This window comes from Campylobacter sp. BCW_4321 (assembly GCF_001763075.1).
Classification (GTDB): domain Bacteria; phylum Campylobacterota; class Campylobacteria; order Campylobacterales; family Campylobacteraceae; genus Campylobacter_D; species Campylobacter_D jejuni.
Genome location: NZ_MJYA01000035.1, coordinates 69,470 through 87,556, shown reverse-complemented (window position 1 = coordinate 87,556; position 18,087 = coordinate 69,470). Strand labels below are relative to the sequence as shown.

At 29.5% G+C, this 18,087-nt stretch carries 21 protein-coding genes; 5 read left to right on the top strand and 16 right to left on the bottom strand.

Features of this window, described 5'->3' with window-relative positions:
* Positions 1-7: 7 nt before the first annotated feature.
* Genes AJN58_RS05495 through mobB form a run of 3 tightly spaced genes read right to left on the bottom strand, consistent with a single transcriptional unit; the run spans position 8 to position 1,533 of the window.
* Positions 8-205 (bottom strand): hypothetical protein, encoded by a 198-nt coding sequence (locus AJN58_RS05495; protein ID WP_070248169.1) that lies wholly within the window; start codon positions 203-205, stop codon positions 8-10.
* Entirely contained in the window at positions 198-1,040 is an 843-nt protein-coding gene (locus tag AJN58_RS05490) for a class 1 fructose-bisphosphatase (RefSeq protein WP_002861480.1), read from the bottom strand. Before AJN58_RS05490 ends, AJN58_RS05495 begins: the two co-directional genes overlap by 8 nt.
* A gap of 1 nt (position 1,041) precedes the next feature.
* On the bottom strand, positions 1,042-1,533 hold the full coding sequence (gene mobB, locus AJN58_RS05485) for a molybdopterin-guanine dinucleotide biosynthesis protein B (RefSeq protein ID WP_070233331.1): 492 nt from the start codon (positions 1,531-1,533) through the stop codon (positions 1,042-1,044).
* Positions 1,534-1,629: 96 nt separating this feature from the next.
* Between mobB and AJN58_RS05480 the strand changes: the two genes are divergently transcribed.
* On the top strand, positions 1,630-2,115 hold the full coding sequence (locus AJN58_RS05480; protein WP_070276264.1) for a hypothetical protein: 486 nt from the start codon (positions 1,630-1,632) through the stop codon (positions 2,113-2,115).
* Here the strand turns inward: AJN58_RS05480 and AJN58_RS05475 are convergent.
* From AJN58_RS05475 to gltX, 3 genes are read right to left on the bottom strand one after another with little or no spacing between them, the layout of a single operon-like run.
* Positions 2,012-3,637 (bottom strand): lytic transglycosylase domain-containing protein, encoded by a 1,626-nt coding sequence (locus AJN58_RS05475; protein ID WP_083265168.1) that lies wholly within the window; start codon positions 3,635-3,637, stop codon positions 2,012-2,014. The two genes, AJN58_RS05480 and AJN58_RS05475, sit on opposite strands and share 104 nt — an antisense overlap.
* Positions 3,634-3,915, bottom strand: coding sequence for a YggT family protein (locus AJN58_RS05470; RefSeq protein WP_002852501.1), 282 nt, complete (start codon positions 3,913-3,915; stop codon positions 3,634-3,636). Before AJN58_RS05470 ends, AJN58_RS05475 begins: the two co-directional genes overlap by 4 nt.
* A gap of 2 nt (positions 3,916-3,917) precedes the next feature.
* Entirely contained in the window at positions 3,918-5,213 is a 1,296-nt protein-coding gene (gltX, locus tag AJN58_RS05465; protein WP_044780349.1) for a glutamate--tRNA ligase, read from the bottom strand.
* Positions 5,214-5,298: 85 nt separating this feature from the next.
* Between gltX and AJN58_RS05460 the strand changes: the two genes are divergently transcribed.
* Positions 5,299-6,423 (top strand): metallophosphoesterase, encoded by a 1,125-nt coding sequence (locus AJN58_RS05460; RefSeq protein ID WP_070233334.1) that lies wholly within the window; start codon positions 5,299-5,301, stop codon positions 6,421-6,423.
* A complete protein-coding gene (locus AJN58_RS05455; RefSeq protein WP_070233335.1) occupies positions 6,420-7,220 on the top strand; it encodes a phosphatidylserine decarboxylase in 801 nt (266 codons plus the stop codon). Before AJN58_RS05460 ends, AJN58_RS05455 begins: the two co-directional genes overlap by 4 nt.
* On the opposite strand, the gene AJN58_RS05450 is transcribed toward AJN58_RS05455, so the two are convergent.
* The 7 genes from AJN58_RS05450 to AJN58_RS05420 are packed head-to-tail and all read right to left on the bottom strand — an operon-like array spanning position 7,217 to position 13,274.
* Positions 7,217-7,498 carry a FlhB-like flagellar biosynthesis protein gene (locus AJN58_RS05450; RefSeq protein WP_002852641.1) on the bottom strand — a complete coding sequence of 94 codons (282 nt, stop codon included), beginning with the start codon at positions 7,496-7,498 and terminating at the stop codon, positions 7,217-7,219. The genes AJN58_RS05455 and AJN58_RS05450 overlap by 4 nt on opposite strands.
* Positions 7,495-9,669, bottom strand: coding sequence for a flagellar hook-length control protein FliK (locus tag AJN58_RS05445; protein WP_070278579.1), 2,175 nt, complete (start codon positions 9,667-9,669; stop codon positions 7,495-7,497). Before AJN58_RS05445 ends, AJN58_RS05450 begins: the two co-directional genes overlap by 4 nt.
* On the bottom strand, positions 9,662-10,849 hold the full coding sequence (locus AJN58_RS05440) for an MFS transporter (RefSeq protein ID WP_070233337.1): 1,188 nt from the start codon (positions 10,847-10,849) through the stop codon (positions 9,662-9,664). Before AJN58_RS05440 ends, AJN58_RS05445 begins: the two co-directional genes overlap by 8 nt.
* Complete coding sequence (locus AJN58_RS05435) at positions 10,827-11,330, bottom strand: hypothetical protein (RefSeq protein ID WP_070233338.1); 504 nt, start codon at positions 11,328-11,330, stop codon at positions 10,827-10,829. The genes AJN58_RS05440 and AJN58_RS05435 overlap by 23 nt, the downstream gene beginning before the upstream one ends.
* Entirely contained in the window at positions 11,330-11,659 is a 330-nt protein-coding gene (locus AJN58_RS05430) for an AtpZ/AtpI family protein (RefSeq protein WP_044780763.1), read from the bottom strand. The genes AJN58_RS05435 and AJN58_RS05430 overlap by 1 nt, the downstream gene beginning before the upstream one ends.
* Positions 11,656-12,930: a glutamate-1-semialdehyde 2,1-aminomutase gene (hemL, locus tag AJN58_RS05425; protein ID WP_070292067.1), complete on the bottom strand. Its 1,275-nt coding sequence runs from the start codon at positions 12,928-12,930 to the stop codon at positions 11,656-11,658. The genes AJN58_RS05430 and hemL overlap by 4 nt, the downstream gene beginning before the upstream one ends.
* Complete coding sequence (locus AJN58_RS05420) at positions 12,927-13,274, bottom strand: c-type cytochrome (RefSeq protein WP_002852485.1); 348 nt, start codon at positions 13,272-13,274, stop codon at positions 12,927-12,929. Before AJN58_RS05420 ends, hemL begins: the two co-directional genes overlap by 4 nt.
* 79 nt (positions 13,275-13,353) lie before the next feature.
* Here AJN58_RS05420 and folD point away from each other — a divergent pair, with 79 nt between their 5' ends.
* Positions 13,354-14,202, top strand: coding sequence for a bifunctional methylenetetrahydrofolate dehydrogenase/methenyltetrahydrofolate cyclohydrolase FolD (gene folD / locus AJN58_RS05415; RefSeq protein ID WP_052950044.1), 849 nt, complete (start codon positions 13,354-13,356; stop codon positions 14,200-14,202).
* Positions 14,203-14,211: 9 nt separating this feature from the next.
* Positions 14,212-15,060, top strand: a complete 849-nt coding sequence (gene lepB / locus AJN58_RS05410; protein ID WP_070233340.1) for a signal peptidase I — start codon at positions 14,212-14,214, stop codon at positions 15,058-15,060.
* A 21-nt stretch (positions 15,061-15,081) separates the two neighbouring features.
* Here lepB and AJN58_RS05405 read toward each other — a convergent pair whose 3' ends face one another.
* The 3 genes from AJN58_RS05405 to fspA2 form a co-directional block, all read right to left on the bottom strand.
* On the bottom strand, positions 15,082-16,242 hold the full coding sequence (locus AJN58_RS05405; RefSeq protein WP_070233341.1) for a molybdopterin molybdotransferase MoeA: 1,161 nt from the start codon (positions 16,240-16,242) through the stop codon (positions 15,082-15,084).
* Entirely contained in the window at positions 16,239-17,495 is a 1,257-nt protein-coding gene (gene murA / locus AJN58_RS05400) for a UDP-N-acetylglucosamine 1-carboxyvinyltransferase (RefSeq protein ID WP_070233342.1), read from the bottom strand. Before murA ends, AJN58_RS05405 begins: the two co-directional genes overlap by 4 nt.
* 65 nt (positions 17,496-17,560) lie before the next feature.
* A complete protein-coding gene (gene fspA2, locus AJN58_RS05395) occupies positions 17,561-17,989 on the bottom strand; it encodes a flagellum-secreted nonflagellar protein FspA2 (RefSeq protein ID WP_070233343.1) in 429 nt (142 codons plus the stop codon).
* Positions 17,990-18,087 lie beyond the last annotated feature (98 nt).

Sequence of the window (18,087 nt, the reverse complement as noted above, 5' to 3'; positions counted from 1 at the left end):
TTTTCCTTTAAAAGTCAAATCCGCCTTCGGTTTTACCCTTAGACATACTATTATAGACTGCATCAACATAATTTTTTCTAGTTTGGCAGTTAAAAATTTCATTGCAATTATAACAAGAGTTTAGGTTTTTTGAGTTTTGACATGAAAGTAAAATTTCTTTCTTTTTATCCATATCAAGTTCAAATTCATCTCTAATCTCACTCATTGTAAGCCTTTAAAAGTTTTGAAATTTCATATTCTGAGCCAAAAAAACAAGGAGTTGTAGCATGGATTTTATCAAATTCAAGTTCAAGTAAGGAGTGATTTTTTCCATTTGTGGTTTTTCCGCCTGCTTTTTCTATAATAAAGGCTAAAGGAAAGACTTCAAAAAAAGCACGAAGTTTGCCATTAGGCGCATCTTGTGTTGCAGGATAACTAAAAATCCCACCCCCTTTTAATAAAATTTGATTGATATCGCTTACCATAGCCCCAGAATATCTTAAGCGATATCCTTCATCAAAAAGACTTTTGACAAATTTAGCGTGTTTTTCTTCCCAAAATTTTTGCGTTCCGCCTGTAGCATTAATTTTGCCTTTTTCATTCATTTTAAGATCTTTTATAAAAATAAATTCATTATTTGCATTTAGGCGATAAAGTTTTGGTTGATCTTTGCAAATCACAAGTTCTAAGCGCGCTCCATACATACTATAAAGTGCAGCTCTTAAATTTTTGGCATTTGCTTTTTCTTCATAGATGGCAAAAATAGAACCTATAGCAAAATTAACATCCATTAAGCTAGAACCATCTAAAGGATCATAAGCTACGATAAAATTTGCTTTTTTATTAAGCGTTAAAATTTCGTCTTTTTCTTCACTTATGATGGCTTTAATGCTTGAACATTGACTTAGGGTTTTTGTGATGATTTCATCGCTTAAAACATCAAATTTGAGTTGGGTATCGCCTGTAAAATTTTGATTTTGACTGTAGCTTGTATCGGGAAATTTTAAAGCGTTAGAAATTTCTAAAACAGCTTTTTGTATATAAGAAATCACTTCTTGCATTTTATAATTCTCCTTGTAAATTTTTAGCATTTTTAAGTATATATTGACAAATAGCTTGTATATCGTTTAAATCAAGCCAAGTAAGATAAGGGTGAGAAATTTTTTCATAGCTTGCAATGGCGTTTGAAAAAGTAAAATAACTTTCATCAATTTCTTTGCAAAATACGCTAATGCGTGGTAAATCAAGAGTTTTCAATCCTTCAACCAAACAAATGTCAAAATCAGGGCTTAATTTTAAAGCTTTTAAAATATCTCTATTTTCATGAGAAAAAAAAGTTGTTCTTGTAGGGCTTAAAACCATGACTTCAGCTCCGCTTTGAAAAAATTTAAAACTATCTTTACCGTTAAAATCAAATTGAGATTTATCGGCAGGATCATGTTTAATGATTAAAACTTTTAAATTTTGTTGCAAAAAATTATCAGCTATTTTGGTGATGAGTGTAGTTTTTCCTGAATTTGAAGGCCCGCTAAAAGCTATGATAAGTTGTTTCATAAAATATACTCTTAATTTTTTTTGTAAAATTATATCTTTTTAAACCAAAAAATAGGGTTAAAAGGCTACAATAATACTAAAAAATATGGAAAAAGAATGAAAATTTATAGTGTAATTTTAGGTACTTTTTTGCTTGGAGCTTGTTCTTTAAAAGATCAGGCGATTGTGGATACAAATTTAAAATCTCAAACTTTAATGTTTACTCAAAAATACAAAATCACACAAGATAAGATTAATGCCATTATAACCATGTCTTATTTAAACCCAATTCTAGACAAGATAAGTAAAGATGATGTATTGGCCTTGTCTTTTACTCCAAATACATTAAAAATTCAAAATTTAGAAGTTTTTATCAATAATAAAAAAGCCAATATTGAAAAACTGGATGATGAGTATTTAAAATATATAATACAAAATAACTATACTGATTATTTTAAAGTATCTCTTCCTAGTGTCAAGGAAGAGACTAGGCTTGTAGCTAAGATTTGTTTAGATCATTTGCCTTGTTTTGAATTAAATTTTCAAAAATATCCGAAATCTTTATACTATCGTTCAGAAGATGTCGATACACAATATAATTAGCTAGAACTTTTTTTCCGTAAATTCGGCTTTCTTGATAAGGAACTAGCTCCATAGACAAGAAAGGCTCAAATTTGCCCGTCTTAAACATATCATTTCTTGCAAGCATACGGTTAGTAAATCCTATACCACCATTATAAGCATAAGCGACAAAAAGTGGAGATTTTAAACGTGATTCAAGGTAATTTAGATGATAGTTTCCAAAGTAATATGCTATTTCAGGTTTAAACATAAAATCTTGATCGAAATTTGGAATTTTTAATTCTTTTTCCCCTATGTGATTGGCTAAAAATGGCATAAATTGCATCATGCCTAAAGCATAAGAAACTGAAATAGCAGTTGGAATAAAACGACTTTCTTGTCTGGCAATAGCCAAAATTAAAGCTTGTCTTGTTTTATTATAGTCTTTTATATTGTCATAATAAGGCATTATAAAATAATGTTTTTTAAAATTATTTTTGCGTTCTAATATGTAAGCATAAATAGGCAAGGTTTCTTGTGTGTCAAATTCTTTTGCCAAGACATCTAGTTGACTTGCATTAGCATCGCGAATTTGTTTGTTTATTTTTTGCCAAGCAAAAGGATCTTGCATATTAAAATTATTTTTTTTCTTGCTTGGATTAAGGCTTTCTATCTTTGGAAAAGGTGTGTTAGTAAGTTCTTTTGCGTAAAGACTATAAATATTTAAAGAAGAACTTTGCGATAAAGTTTTTAAATCTTCTTCATTGTTTTTAATCAACCACATCCAAAATATAGCATTGTCTTTATTGCTTTGCGATTTAAAACTTTGAGCCGCCTTTTTAAAAAAGTCATAAGCAAGCTCTGTTTTATCATAAGTTAAGGCATTGACTCCTAAATAGAAAGCAGAATCTTCACTTACATTTTCAGGATTTATTTCTAGCATAGAATGTCTAAATTTTGGATTTTCTTTTTTAATAATAATATTTTGTGCAAAATCTTTAAAACCAATGTGGTTTGGTAGTTTATTGACTAAACTTGTATTTAAATCTAAGTCGTATTTTTTAGAATAATTATAAAGTTTAAAAAAACCATTAATATCTTCTTTTTGTGCTATATAGCTCATAGGATCAGAAGTATTAAAAGCTAGCAATAAATTTGTCAAATCAGGTCTTTGATTTTCAAAGGTTTGAGCTAAAGTAGTTCGGTCTTTGGAATTTAAACTCGCTATAAAAACTAATGAATTTAAGCGCACACTTTGACAAGTTAAATTTGCATCTAAGATAGTATTTGCTGTATAGGTATAGCATTTAGCATATTTTGGGTTGATATAAGGCTTTAAAGGGATGATTTTTTCAAGTTCGGATTTAATTTTTCCTATATAGCGAAAAATATGAGAATTTAAATCCTGTGCATCTTTTTTACTGATTTTATTTTTTTCTAAAAGCCTATAAATATAATAATCCTTAGCAAGTGAATTTTCTTCTTTTTTGAGTTTTTCTATGCTATATTGTGTAGCATTTAAACTTGAAAAAATAAATAAAAAAACGAGTATTTTTTTTATCACAATATACTCCTTAAGATATTCCCAAGAAAAATACCAAGAAACTGCAATGCTAAGACTATAATCAAAGGTGCAAGATCAATATTACCAATGCGTGTTGGAATTTTTCTAACTAAGGCGTAAGCAGGGTAGCTTAGTTTATATAAAATTTGCACTATAGGATTATAAGGATCAGGATTTACCCAGCTTAAAAGTGCCGTGATAATAATAATCCAAGTATAAATGTTAATGACAATTTGTAGTACTTGAAAAATAGAAATAATAAAAGAGTCTATAACCATAATTAAATCCTTGCTAATTCGTGAATAAAATTTTTAATATAAGGATAAAGATCGCTAAGCTCAGGTCCGTGAATATTTCCTGTTAAAATTATCCTTAAAGGCATGAAAAATTTTTTACCTTTTAAGCCGCTTTTGCTTAAAAGTTCATTTTTAAAATCTTCATAGTTTTCAAAAAGTTCAATATCTTTTAAGAGTTCTTTTAAAATTTTACATTCTGTTTCAAACTCTCCAAAGTCTTTTGTGTTGAAAATAGCTCGCATTTTTTCTTTAAGTTCTTTTGTGGTGCTTGCTTCTTGAGTGTAAAATTTAGCAAGTTGTGCAAGATCTTTGTTTAAATCTAAAGTTTTATTAAGCTCATCATCTTTTATCATTTTGATATGTTCACGATTAATTTGCAAAAGTTTTTTAAGATCAAATCTTGCTGGAGCTTTTGAAACTTTAGAAATATCAAACCATTTTATAGCTTCTTCTAAGGTAAAAATTTCACAAGGAGTTTTATTGCCTAGCATGATAAGATAATTTGCGATTGCACTAGGTAAAATTCCACTTTCAAGTAGCCATTTTACAGAAGAATGTGCTTCTCTTTTGCTCATTTTAACACCTTCTTCGTTTAAAATGATAGGCAAGTGCGCATAAGTTATGGCTTTGTTATAGTCTAAACTTGCGCGGATATGTTCTTGTTTTGGAGTGTTTGAAACATGATCTTCTCCGCGTATAATACAAGTAACATTTTCAAGCATATCATCAACCGCACAAGCAAAATTATAAGTTGGAGTTTTATCCGTTCTCATAATCACAAAAGAGTCTATATTTTCAGGTTCAAAACTTAATTCACCTTTGATAAAATCTGTAAATTTCATAGTGTGAGTAGGTTTTTTAAGACGGATAACAAAGGGTTTTTCACATTCTAAAACATCGATATCGGCTAGTTTTTCACAAGTGCCATCGTAGCGATAAGCTTTACCTTGTTTTTTAGCTAGCTCTTTTTTTGCTTCAAGTTCTTCTTCGGTGCAAAAACAAGCAAAAGCTTTCTTTTCACTTATAAGTTTTAAAGCCATTTGGCGATGGAATTTTAAATTTTCACTTTGTATATAGTAATGCTGCCATGAAATACCAAAAAGATTTAAAATTTCTTTGATTTCTTCTTCTTTTCCTGCTATATTTCTAGCCTTATCAGTATCTTCAATACGTAAGATAAAATCCATATTTTTTTGTCTTGCACAGATATAATTAAAAATTGCTGCGCGTAAATTTCCTATGTGCATATCACCTGTGGGAGAAGGTGCAAAACGGTACATTTTATAGCCTTTAAAATTATTTAAAAGTTTATTATAACAGAAAAATTTATACGGATATTTAATTTTACTTGGTTATAATACTTTTATGATATTTTTAATTTTTTCTTTCATTGTATTATTGATTTTTGGCTTAGCAAATGTTTATATTTATAAAAGATTAATCAAGAAAATTACTCTTTTTAAGTATTTTTATAAAATTTTTGCCTTTATTTTTATTGTGCTTTTTTTAGCCCAAGCTGTGTTTTTAATATTTCGTAGAGATGAATATTTAAGTGATACTTGGTATGAAATTTTAGCCATGCTTTATGCGCCAACTTATTGTTTGTTTTTTATGACTTTAGCTTGGGATTTTATTAAATTGATTTTAGCTCTTATGGGTAAAAGAGATAAAAAATATAATCTTATTTTGCGTTTGATTTTTGAGCTTTCTCTTATAGTTTTAAGTGTGTTTTTAATTTATATAAGTATAAATAATGCTCTAAAAACACCTGAAGTAAAGAGTGTTGATGTTGAAATACCAAATCTTAAACAAGATTTAAAAATTGTCATGCTTACTGATATACATTTGGGTAAAAATTTGCATGAAAATTTTTTAGATAAGCTCATCACTAAAGTGAATTTGCAAAGTCCTGATATGGTTGTAATAGTAGGAGATCTGATTGATACTAATCCTAAAGATTTAAAAAATTACATCTCAAAACTTAATGATTTTAATTCCACTTATGGAACTTTTTATGCCTTGGGAAATCATGAGTATTATCATGGTATCAATAAAGTTTTGGATTTACTTAGAAAACATACTAATATGAAAATTTTAGTCAATCAAAATTTAGATTTAGGTTTTATAAATATTGCTGGACTTGGAGATTTAGCCGGGCTTGATAAGGGTTTATATGCTCCTGATTTAGCAAGAATAAAAGTGGATTTAAATACAAGTAAAGCTAGTATTTTACTCACACATCAACCCAAAACAGCTTTGCTTTATGATTTAAGTGATTTTGACCTTGTTTTAAGTGGGCATACGCATGGAGGGCAAATTTTCCCTTTTATGTTTTTAGTTAAACTTCAGCAAGGTTTTGTTCATGGGCTTTATGATTTAGGAGAAAAAACTAAGCTTTATGTGAGTAGTGGAGCAGGATTTTGGGGGCCAAGTCTTAGAGTTTTTGCTCCGAGTGAAATAGTGATTTTAAATTTAAAAGGAAAAAAATGAGTTTTTCAAAAGAAAGTTCGAGGCTTTTTGGTTTTGTAGCGGGGATTAAATTTCCCAAAATGATACAAAAAGTTATTAATGAAAATTATGTTAAGTATTTTAATATCGATATGAGTGAATTTAAAGCTCCTTGTGAATACGAGAGTTTAAATGCTCTTTTTACAAGAACTTTGCAAATTCCAAGGAAACTTGAAGAAGGTTTTATCAGTCCAAGTGATGGTAAAATTTTAGAGTGTGGAAGTACTTTTTTAGCAAATGAAGAACATTTTGCTTTTTCTATAAAAGGACATGCTTATAGCGTTGAGGAGCTTTTAAAAGATAGCTTTGAAAAAGATGAACTTAAAAATGGGCTTGATTATGTCAATATTTATCTTTCTCCAAAAGATTATCATCGTTATCACAGCCCTTGTGATATGCAAATTTTAAGTGCAACTTACACAAGTGGAGTGCTTTATAGCGTAAATGAAAAACATTTAGAACGCATTAGTAATTTATATGTAAAAAATGAAAGAGTGAGTTTAAAATGTCAAAATGAAAAAGGTATTTTTTGGCTTGTTTTTGTAGGAGCGCAAAATGTAGGAAAAATGCGTTTTAATTTTGATGCAAGCATACAAACCAATGCTAAAATTTCTCATAATTTTACTAGAAAATATGAAAATTTAAATTTCAAAAAAGGCGGAGAACTAGGAAATTTTGAGCTAGGTTCTACTATAGTTTTAATCTCTCAAAAAGGACTTTTAACTTTTAATTTAAAAGTAGGGCAGGGTATTAAATTTGGAGAAAAAATAGCGGATTAGTTTTTAGGAGTTTTATTTGCCATTTGATAGATAAAGGCAAAAACTTCAGCTACAGCTTTATACATATTAGGTGGAATTTCATCACCTAAGTCAAGCTTGCTTAAAATTTCTATTAAATCTTCATCTTCTTTAATAGGAACTCCGTGTTCCTTGGCTAAAGAAATAATTTTAGCAGCACTTTCGCCTTTGCCACTTGCAAGCACTTTTGGTGCAGAGTTTTTTTCTTTTTGATAGCCTAGAGCTACAGCTTTTTTAATCGATCTTTTGATTTTGCTCATACTTTTTTATCCATACCCATTTCAAGATCTAAATTTTTCATATTTCTAGTATCAAATTTACTTCTTATGATATCACCTACAAAGAAATTTGCACTTAAAAGTCCTGCTTTATTGATATTTCTTTTAAGCTCATGGGCATTTTCATAGATGGTTTTTCTAAATTCAATATTTTCTGCCATAATATTAATATCTATATATTTTTCATTATTTAAAGAAATAAGAATTTCCAAATCCCCAAGTTTTGCAAATTCGAGTTTAATCTGAGCAAAAAATTTGTCCTTTTTTCCGCGTCTAAACATAATTTTAGAATCATTTAAATCATCCCAAGAAAAAGGCAGATAAGTATTGATAGAATCATTAGCTAAAGACATAAGCTGATTGATTTCAATTTGCGCTAAAAGACGATTAGCTTGATTGTATACAGCTTCATTGCCTTCATTTTTAGCTAAATTTGAAATTTGCAAAAGTGTTGATTTTACATCATGATGTAAAGATTCAGCTATATCTTGTTCTGTTTTTGGTTTAATTTGCGCTAGATCTTTGATAGAAAGATTGAGTTTGTGTTCGAGATTTTTAAGTTCTGCTTGATTAAGCTTGGCATTTTGAGTATAGGGTTCAAGTTCTTTTAAGCTTTCATTAAGTCTACGAGAAAGATTGCTTAAATTTTTACTTAAATCTTGCACTTGTTCTAGATCTAAATTTTCTACATTAAATGCTAAATTTTTTACAATATTTTGTTTTATAAATTCCTGATTTTTAAAAATATTTTGCATAGTTTGGTTATTGTTAGATTGAATATTTTGAGAATTATTTAAATTTTGCATATTGTTTGTGTTAGGATTATTTGTATTGATTGAAGTTTTGTTTTCTGTTTTTGTTTCATAAAATTTTGGATTTTCTTTGATATTTTCTTTTGATTTTTCTTGTTTTTCATCTTTAATTTTTTCTTGGTTTGGAGTAGAATTTTTTATATCATTGTCTGGATTATTTTCTGTTTCATTGTTTTGAATATCATTTTTTGTATCTTGGGTATCTTCTTCGTGGGTTTTTATATCAGAATCTAATTTTGAATCTTGCTTGGTATCATCTGTGAGATTTTCTTCTTTTGATGCTTTTATATGTTTTTCTTCATCTTGGTTTTTTGTGTTATGATTAAGTTTTTCTTCTTTGATATTTTCTTTGTTACTTAAAAGATTTTCTAAAATATTTTCTTTATCTTGTATTTTAGAAGCTTGATTGCCTAGTATATTTTTTAAAGTATTTTCAAGTTTTTCAAAGGCGGTAGCAGTTTGCTTAAGGATGTTTGGATCTTTTATCATTAAATTTTCTGGCTTATTAAGAGCTTTGAAAAAATCATTTTTGATGGAATTTAATTCTTTTAAAATTTTATTAGCCATAGGGGTGATTTTTTCTTGAGCATGACTGGGATTTTTACTTATATAATTTTTAAAATTTTCCAATTTAGAACTTAAATTTAAAAGTGCTTTAAAAGAACTTTGATTTAAAATTTGCTTATTTTCATTTTTGCTAGAATTAATAATATTTTTTAATTCTTTTAAAGTTTCTTTTGGGTTTAAATTTGCATTTGCAAGTTGGGCTATCTGAATACTTAGTTTTTCACTACTAAGACCTTTGATTGTACTTAAAAGAGAGTGAAAACTTTTGGGCAGCAATTCTTCGTTTAGGGCATCTTTTAATTTAGCTTCTAAAAATACGCCTGAATTTTTAAACAAAGGAGCTAAGTTGTTGTTTTTTATTTCACTGGCAGGTTTTAAAATTTGATTTAATCTGTCTAAAACTTGTGTAAAAGTATCGCTTTTTGCAAGTTCTGTGCTTAAAGTTTTTAATTCATTAGCAAAATTAGGAGCTAAATTTAAATTTTTTCCTTGTTTAAGCACAGGGGAATCGGGGTTTTTTTGAGCATTGATTTGATCTAAAAGTTTATTAACAAGTTCTTTTAATTTGGTGCCTGTTTCATTTTGAACAAATTTTGCTAGTATTTCTTCACTGCTAGCGTCCTTGCTTAAACCTAAATTTTGCTTTAAAGCTTGCGCAAGTGCTTCTTTTGGATTGTCCTTTAAATTTGTTTTATCTTTTGAAGTAGAGTTATCTACTTTTAAATCATTTTTTTGCGTATTGGCAATTTGACTTGCTAGTTGAGTATTAATCATCAAATATCACCATATTTCCAGGCTTTTTCTTAAATTTTTTATTTAAAATATTTGGTTTATTGATAGCAAAAAGAATTAAAAATGCTAAAGAAACTATATAAAACCATATAAAACCTTTGATTTCAAAGTATTGCATTAAAAAACCTAAAATTAAAGGGCCAAACAAAGAGCCCAAAGAATAGCAAAAAAGAACCCCACGACCTAACTCTACGCCTTTATTTTTGCTTACTAAAACATCATTTGCTCTAGCAAGTGCTAAAGCATATAAACAAAATATTCCTATACCAAGAGTAATTCCTAAAAAATATTGCATATACAAATGAAGTTTAAAAAAGATAAATATAAGCATAGTGATAAATCCTATGCTTGCGCAAGTGATAATGGCAAATTTGCGACCAAGTTTATCTGAAATAGTTCCTATGATGGTTTGTGCAATAAAACCACCTAAAACCCCACAAAATATAAAATAAGAAACCGCTTTTGTATCAAAACCTTGCAAAAGTATAAATAAAGATGCCATAGAAAAAAAGCCATTTATAAGCATTCCGGCTATAAAGCTTGTGACGATAGCTAAAGGAGCTATATCAAAAATTTTAGGTATAGAAATAGGACTTGATGCGGGCAAAACAGGTTCTTTGATTTTAATTAGATTTAAAGGTAAAGATGAAAGTAAAATTAAAGTTGCACTGAGGATAAATACACTATGTTTGCTTAAATTTAACGCTATGATTAAAACTCCAATACCAAATGCAAGATAAAAAACAATTTCATAAAAACCTAAAATTCTAGATCGAATGGCATTTTTGCTTTTTTCATTAAGCCATGATTCTATGACCATTAAAAGACCATAGTAGCAAATTCCTATGAAAAATCTTAAAACAGCCCAAAAAATAAGATTTTCGCTTACTGTATGAAGCATAGCTGAAATTCCAAAAATAGCCCCAAATAGCCCAAAAGAGCGTATATGACCTATACGAGAAATAATTTTATGAGCACTGATGGTTCCAACAAGAGCGCCTATAAAAAAACAAGAACTTACTACTCCAACAGCTAAAGAACTTTCTCCGTTTTCTTTTAATATAACACCTATAGAGCTTACTATCAAGGCATTACCTGCAAATAAAAATGCCATACCAGCAAAAAGTGCTGTCATTGATTTAATAATTTTTTTTGGACTCATACTTTTTTATATATAAAATAAAAATAAACACACAAACTAGCAAGGATGAAATTCCACAAATATAAGCAAAGATATCTAATTTATCTTGGCGATGTAAAAATAAAAATCCAGCAACCAATATTACATAAGCCATCAATTTAAAGAGAGTAAAAAACATAGTAAAAAAATGGATTTTCTCTTTAATATTTGGCTTTAAATCGTCTTTTAGAACTTTAAAATGAATAATTTTTGATAAATTTTGTTTTTTTTTGATAAAAAGCGATGAAATGAAATTAAAATCTTTTTCATAATTTTTTGATTTTTTTATAATGACTTTTTTATAATTTAAATAAGAAGCAAAAATAATCAATAAAACACTAAAAAAAGCTATTTCATAGCTTAAAAATGTGTCTAATTTAAAATGATTTAACGATAAAAATATGATCCAAAAAAATAAATGAATAATGGCAAAAATACAAAATAGAGCTTTTTTATGTTCCATTATTTGTTCTTTTCTTTTTGAATTTTTTCTTTGATCAACTCATCTCTTTCTTTAAATTCTTCATAGCTTTTTACTTGAACTTTATAAGCTTTATAAACATTAAGTATAGCAGCACTGATCCCCCAAAAAACTCCAAGCCAAAAAAGCCAAGGATAAGGAGTAAATTTTTTAAGCAAATATCCTATTCCCACACCTATAAATACAGCAATAACCATAGAGATACCAAGACTTAAACCATCCGCAGCTTCAAGAGTTTTGCGAATGATTTTTTGTCTTTTGCTGTTGGAATTTTCTAAGTGATTTTTTTCTTCTTTTAAAATATTGCTCATATTCTTTTAAAGCTTTCCCTAACAGCCTCTAATGTTGTATCTATAATTTTATCATCCATTTTTGAACATATAAAGCTTGTTTCAAATTGAGAAGGCGCTAAATAAACTCCATTTTCAAGCATATTTTTGTGAAATTTTGAAAATAATGCTAGATCAGATTTTAATGCATCTTGGTAGTTTGATACAGGATTTTTGGTGAAAAAGTATCCAAACATAGAACCTACATGACAAACTTGTAGCGGAAGTCCTTTTTCATCTGCTAATTTTTTCATTCCTTGGGTAAGTTTTTTTGCTAATTTTCCAAGCTTGTCATAAAGCTTGATTTTCTTTTTGGCTTTTGTAAGACTTGCTATACCTGCAGCCATTGCCAAAGGATTTCCACTTAAAGTTCCTGCTTGATAGACTCCACCCAAAGGACTTAAAATATCCATAATTTGAGCTCTAGAAGCAAATGCTGCTGCAGGTAGACCGCCTCCTATTACTTTGCCAAAAGTAATTATATCTGCTTGGATATGATTGATTCCATAGGAACCAAGGTAAGATGCTCTATATCCACTCATTACTTCATCAAAAATCAGCAGAGTTTGATTGTTTTTACAGATCTTAGCAAGTTCTTCTAAAAAATCTTGTTTAGCTGGAACTAACCCCATATTTCCAGCAATAGGCTCAATGATAACACATGCAATATCTTTATTTTTTTCAAAAAGCTCTTTAACGCTATTTATATCATTATATTTTGCTACTAAAGTGTGTTTAGCTACATCTTCTAAAACACCCAAGGAGCTAGGAGAGTTAAAAGTAGCAGCACCACTTCCTGCACTCACCAATAATGAATCAGAATGCCCGTGATAACATCCTTCAAATTTTAAAATTTTATCTTTTTTAGTAAAGCCACGGGCAAGACGAATAGCACTCATGGTTGCTTCTGTTCCACTACTTACAAAGCGGATTTTTTCTAAATGAGGAAAATCAGATAAAACAAGTTTGGCAAGTTCAGTTTCTAATAAAGTCGGAGCTCCAAAACTTGAACCTTTATGAAGTGCTTTTTGACAAGCTTTTTGTATATCTTTATCGCAATGTCCAAAAAGTAAAGGCCCCCAGCTTTGAACATAGTCTATATAAGAATTTCCATCTATATCGAAAATATAAGCACCTTTTCCATGGGAAATAAATTTTGGCTCACTTTGAACATTTGCAAAAGCACGAACTGGAGAATTTACACCACCTGCGATGAATTTACACGCTTCTTTAAAAGCTTTTTTGTTTGTCATTTTTCTTCCTTGCTAAATTGCTTGATGTAATTATATAAAGTTACAATTTCATCATTTGTTAAAGAGTAATTTGGCATGATTGATTTTGCGTCTTTACTCTGATTAAGAGAATTTTTAAAATTCTCAAAACTAAGATTTTGTATACTTGGAACTTTATAAGCTGTTTTAATACCATTTTTCATATAATATCCTAAAATTTGTTCGCTTCCATCTGCTCCATGACATTCTTTACAACTAATACCCCTTGGATTTTCATAAAGCATTTTAGAGTATTCTTTAAGAGTGATAAAATCAGCACCAAAAAGACTAATACTAAATAAAAAAAACATTAAAACAATTTTCAAAGTTTCACCTTGTTAATGAAGTTTTAATATGATACAATTTTTACTTTAAAAAAGTGATTAAATTTATAGAAGGAAAATAATGACTTTGCTTGATGGTAAAGCTTTGAGCGCAAAAATTAAAGAAGAATTAAAAGAAAAAAATCAATTTTTAAAAAGCAAAGGGATTGAAAGCTGTTTAGCTGTTATCTTGGTTGGAGATAATCCTGCAAGTCAAACTTATGTAAAATCTAAGGCTAAAGCCTGCGAAGAATGTGGAATTAAATCTTTAGTTTATCATCTTAATGAAAATACTACGCAAAATGAACTTTTGGCATTGATTAATACCTTAAATCACGATGATAGTGTTCATGGAATTTTGGTTCAGCTTCCTTTGCCTGATCATATTTGTAAAGATTTAATACTTGAAAGCATTATAAGCAGTAAAGATGTTGATGGTTTTCATCCTATTAATGTAGGATATTTAAATTTAGGCTTAGAAACTGGGTTTTTGCCTTGTACTCCACTTGGAGTTATGAAGCTTTTACGGGCTTATGAAATTGATTTAGAAGGAAAAGACGCTGTTATTATAGGTGCTTCAAATATAGTAGGTCGTCCTATGGCTACTATGCTTTTAAATGCTGGAGCTACAGTAAGCGTTTGTCATATCAAAACCAAAGATTTGAGCTTTTATACTAGACAGGCTGATTTGATTATAGTAGCAGCAGGTTGTGTGAATTTACTTCGATCAGATATGGTAAAAGAAGGAGTGATTGTTATTGATGTTGGAATCAATCGTCTTGAAAGTGGAAAGATAGTTGGAGATGTAGATTTTGAAGAAGTATCTAAAAAATCTAGTTATATAACTCCTGTTCCAGGTGGAGTAGGTCCTATGACTATAGCCATGCTTTTAGAAAATACAGTTAAATCTGCTAAAAATAGACTTAATTAGGAAAAATCTATGGAATTTTTAAAGAGATTATATAAATTTTCGCAGTCTTGGACTGGAACTGTAGTTATTGTTCTTTTGGTGATTTTTTTCTTTATACAAGCTTTTGTTATTCCTTCTGGTTCTATGAAAAACACCTTATTAGTGGGGGATTTTTTATTTGTTAAAAAATTTAGCTATGGTATCCCAACTCCTCATATTCCTTGGTTGGAAATTCCTGTTTTGCCAGATTTTAATAAAAATGGACATTTGATAAAAGCACAAGGGCCACAAAGAGGAGATATAGTTGTTTTTAGAAACCCTAGAAATGAAAAAGAACACTTTGTAAAGCGTTGTGTAGGTACAGGAGGAGATAGGATAGTTTATGCAAATAAAACACTTTATGTAAGAATGCATGAAGGTGATGATTTTATGAAAGAACATTATCCAAATGATCTTGTTACTCTTGGAGGGCAAATTTATGTAAAAGAACCTTATAAACAAAAAGGCATTCATTATGATCCAAAAAAAGATATAGAAAGTGATATCTTGCGCTTTCTTAGCATAGGTGATTTTGCTATGTCTCCAACTTATATTAAAGAACTTGGAAATCATATAGGTTTTAGTGGCGGAAATGCTTATGTTTTTGATGTACCTGAAAATGAGTATTTCATGATGGGTGATAATCGCGATTATTCTTATGATAGTCGTTTTTGGGGTTCTGTTCCTTATAAGTTGATAGTAGGTAAACCTTGGTTTGTATATTTCTCTTGGGATAAAGATAAAAATGTTCGCTGGGAAAGGATAGGGCGTTTTGTTGACACCTTGGAAAATGATGAACAATATATCCATGATCATGATGATGAGGATAAATTAAGCTAATGTTTGTGAAAAACACAAACATTATATTTTTAAAAGCGTGATTTCATCACCTTTTTTTAATTCACTTGTATTTTCTTCGCTTATAAGTAAAAACTCACTTTTAATAAGTGGAAGTATCATACCAGATCCAAATTTATTTTCATTAAATGGTGTAAAAATATCTTTTTCTAAATTTCCTAAGATGAGATTATTTCTTCCACTTTTAAGCTTTAAATCCATACCCATTTTGGCGTAAAATGTTAAAGGATTATCTAGGTTTCCACTTAATAAATCAATGATTTTTTTAGTAAAAATAAAACAAGAAAGATAAGCTGCCATAGGATTTCCTGGTAAAATCAATACGAAATTTTTACCCTTTTGATAAAGCTTAGTAGGCCTTGCAGGGCGTGCTTTTAAACCTTTAAAAAGCGGAGTAAAGCCTAATTCATCTAAAGCTTTTTCCATAAAATCAGCCTCGCCAACGCTTGCACCTCCTGAAGTGATTAAAAGATCAAAATTTGTATTTTTTAAAGCCTCTTTAGTGCTTTTAAAATTATCTTTGATAATACCTAAATAAGAAGCATTTTGAAGCATGGTTAGTAAAGGCAAAGCATTGGCATTATAAATACTTTCTTCATCACATTCTTGCCAAGGTTCTTTTAGCTCATTTCCACTTGAAAAAATACCTATGCGAATTTTTCTTATGACTTCTATTTTATAAAGCCCTTGAGAAGCAAGTAGGGCGATATGTTTATCATTAAGTTTAGTGCCTTTTTGAAGTAAAAGTTCACCTTTTTTTAATTCTTCGCCTTTATAACGATAGGCATTGTATTGTTTAGGAGCTTTTTTAATGATGAGTTTATTTTCTTCTATATACTCATCTTCTAGCATTAAGATAGTATCAGCATTTTTGGGCATTTTAGCCCCTGTCATGATTTTATAGCATTCATTTTTAGCAACTGTATAAAAATTTTTATCTCCTGCAAAAATAGTTCCTTTAATTTCCAAAGCCTCATTGATATCAGCATAATTAAAAGCATAGCCATCAAGAGCAGCATTGTCAAAACTGGGTAGATTTTTTCTAGCATATAAATCTTTAGCTAAAATTCTATCTTTTGCTTTTTCAAGGCTAATAAGTTCACTTTCATCTAAGCATGAAATTTGATTTTCTAAGTCTTTTAAGGTTTCAAAGATATTTTTCATTCTTCAAGCCTTGTGATTTTTACACCTAAACCTTTAAATTTTTCTTCTAAATTTTCATACCCCCTATCAAGATGGTAAATTCTATGGACTTTGCTTGTACCTTTAGCTGCAAGAGCTGCTAAGATAAGGGCTGAGGAAGCACGCAAATCTGTAGCCATGACATCAGCAGCGTTAAGTTCTTTTCCGCCTACTATAGTAGCAATATGACCATTGAGTTTAATATCCGCACCCATTCTTAAAAGTTCACTTACATGCATGAAACGATTTTCAAATAGTCTTTCATCGATAATACTAGTTCCATTAGCTTTTAAGGCTAATGCCATAAACTGCGCTTGCATATCGGTTGGAAAGCCTGGATATTCACTTGTCATGATTTCTACAGGTTTAATTTCTTTAGCAGGAAGTAGGGTGATACCATCTTCTGCAATCAGAGTTTCAAAACCCATTTGATGAAGTTTTGCTAAAACTGCACTAAGATGAGTGGCGTTAACTTTATCTAAAGTAATTTTAGAATTTGTAATAGCCCCTGCACAAAGATAAGTTCCTGCTTCAATTCTATCAGGTATAACGCTAAATTCTTTAAATTCTAAAAGTTCCCCATCACTACCATAAATTTCAAGCTCATCTGCACCTATGCCTTTGATTTCAAGTCCTGCGTCTTTTAAAACTTCGCAAAGTTGAACTACTTCGGGTTCTTTTGCAACATTTAAGAGTTTAGTTTTACCTTTAGCTAAAGCTGCTGCCATGATGATGTTTTCGCTACCTGTAACCGTGATTTTATCAAAAAGAATTTCATTGCCTTTTAAATTTCCACTAGCTACGACATAACCTTGTTTGATTTGTATATTTGCCCCCATTTTTTCCAAGGCTAAAAGATGTAAATCAATAGGTCTTTGTCCTATAGCGCATCCTCCAGGTAAAGATACTTCACAATGTCCAAAACGAGCAAGTAAAGGCCCTAGAGTAAGTATGGAAGCACGCATTTTACGCACAATGTCATATTTGGCTATAGTTTGATTAAGAGTGATTGTGTTTAATAAAGCACTATTGTTTTCAAAATTGACCTTAGCTCCTAAATTTTCTAGTAAAGATATAAGAGTTTTTATATCAGCAACATTAGGAACATTGTTGATTTTTACTTCGTTTTTGGCAAGTATGCTTGAAACGATCAAGGGTAGGGCGGCATTTTTTGCTCCGCTTATTGTAACATTTCCGCTTAGATGATTTGTGCCTTCGATTTCTAGATAAGTCATATTTTTCCTTGAAAAAGTTTAAAAATGCATCATTATAGCATTCTTAAACTTTTGAAAAAATATAATCAAGCTTGTTGGCTTTGGAGTTCTTGAATTTGAGCTTGAATTACATCTGCTTGAGATTTTAGCACATCAATTTGTTTTTGAAATGTCGTTTTCATTTGTTCGTTAGCGTTTGTCATTTTTTGAGTAAGTTCTGCAATTTTAGCTAAAATTTCAGCTAATTTTGCTATTAAAGCCTCTAATGCGGGATTTACGCCACCTTTGCTACTTTGGATGGAATTTTGGTCTTTGTGGTTTTCTATTTTTTCTTGACTTACTTTGATTTCATATTCTTTTTCATTTTTTGAATTTGTTTGACTTAAACTTCTTGCTTCATCTGAAATTTGAATTTTAACCACATTGTCACTATGAACATTACTTACCAAATCATTGTCTTTGTTTATTTGTGTTTGATAATTGCTAAAATTTTTTGTCAAAGTATCTATTTTCATCTTAAATCTTTTTAAATTAATTTATATTGTTATCGGTTTTTTTATTTATAAATTTATATTAATGATAATTATTTTAAGGATATTTTATTTTAGATTTT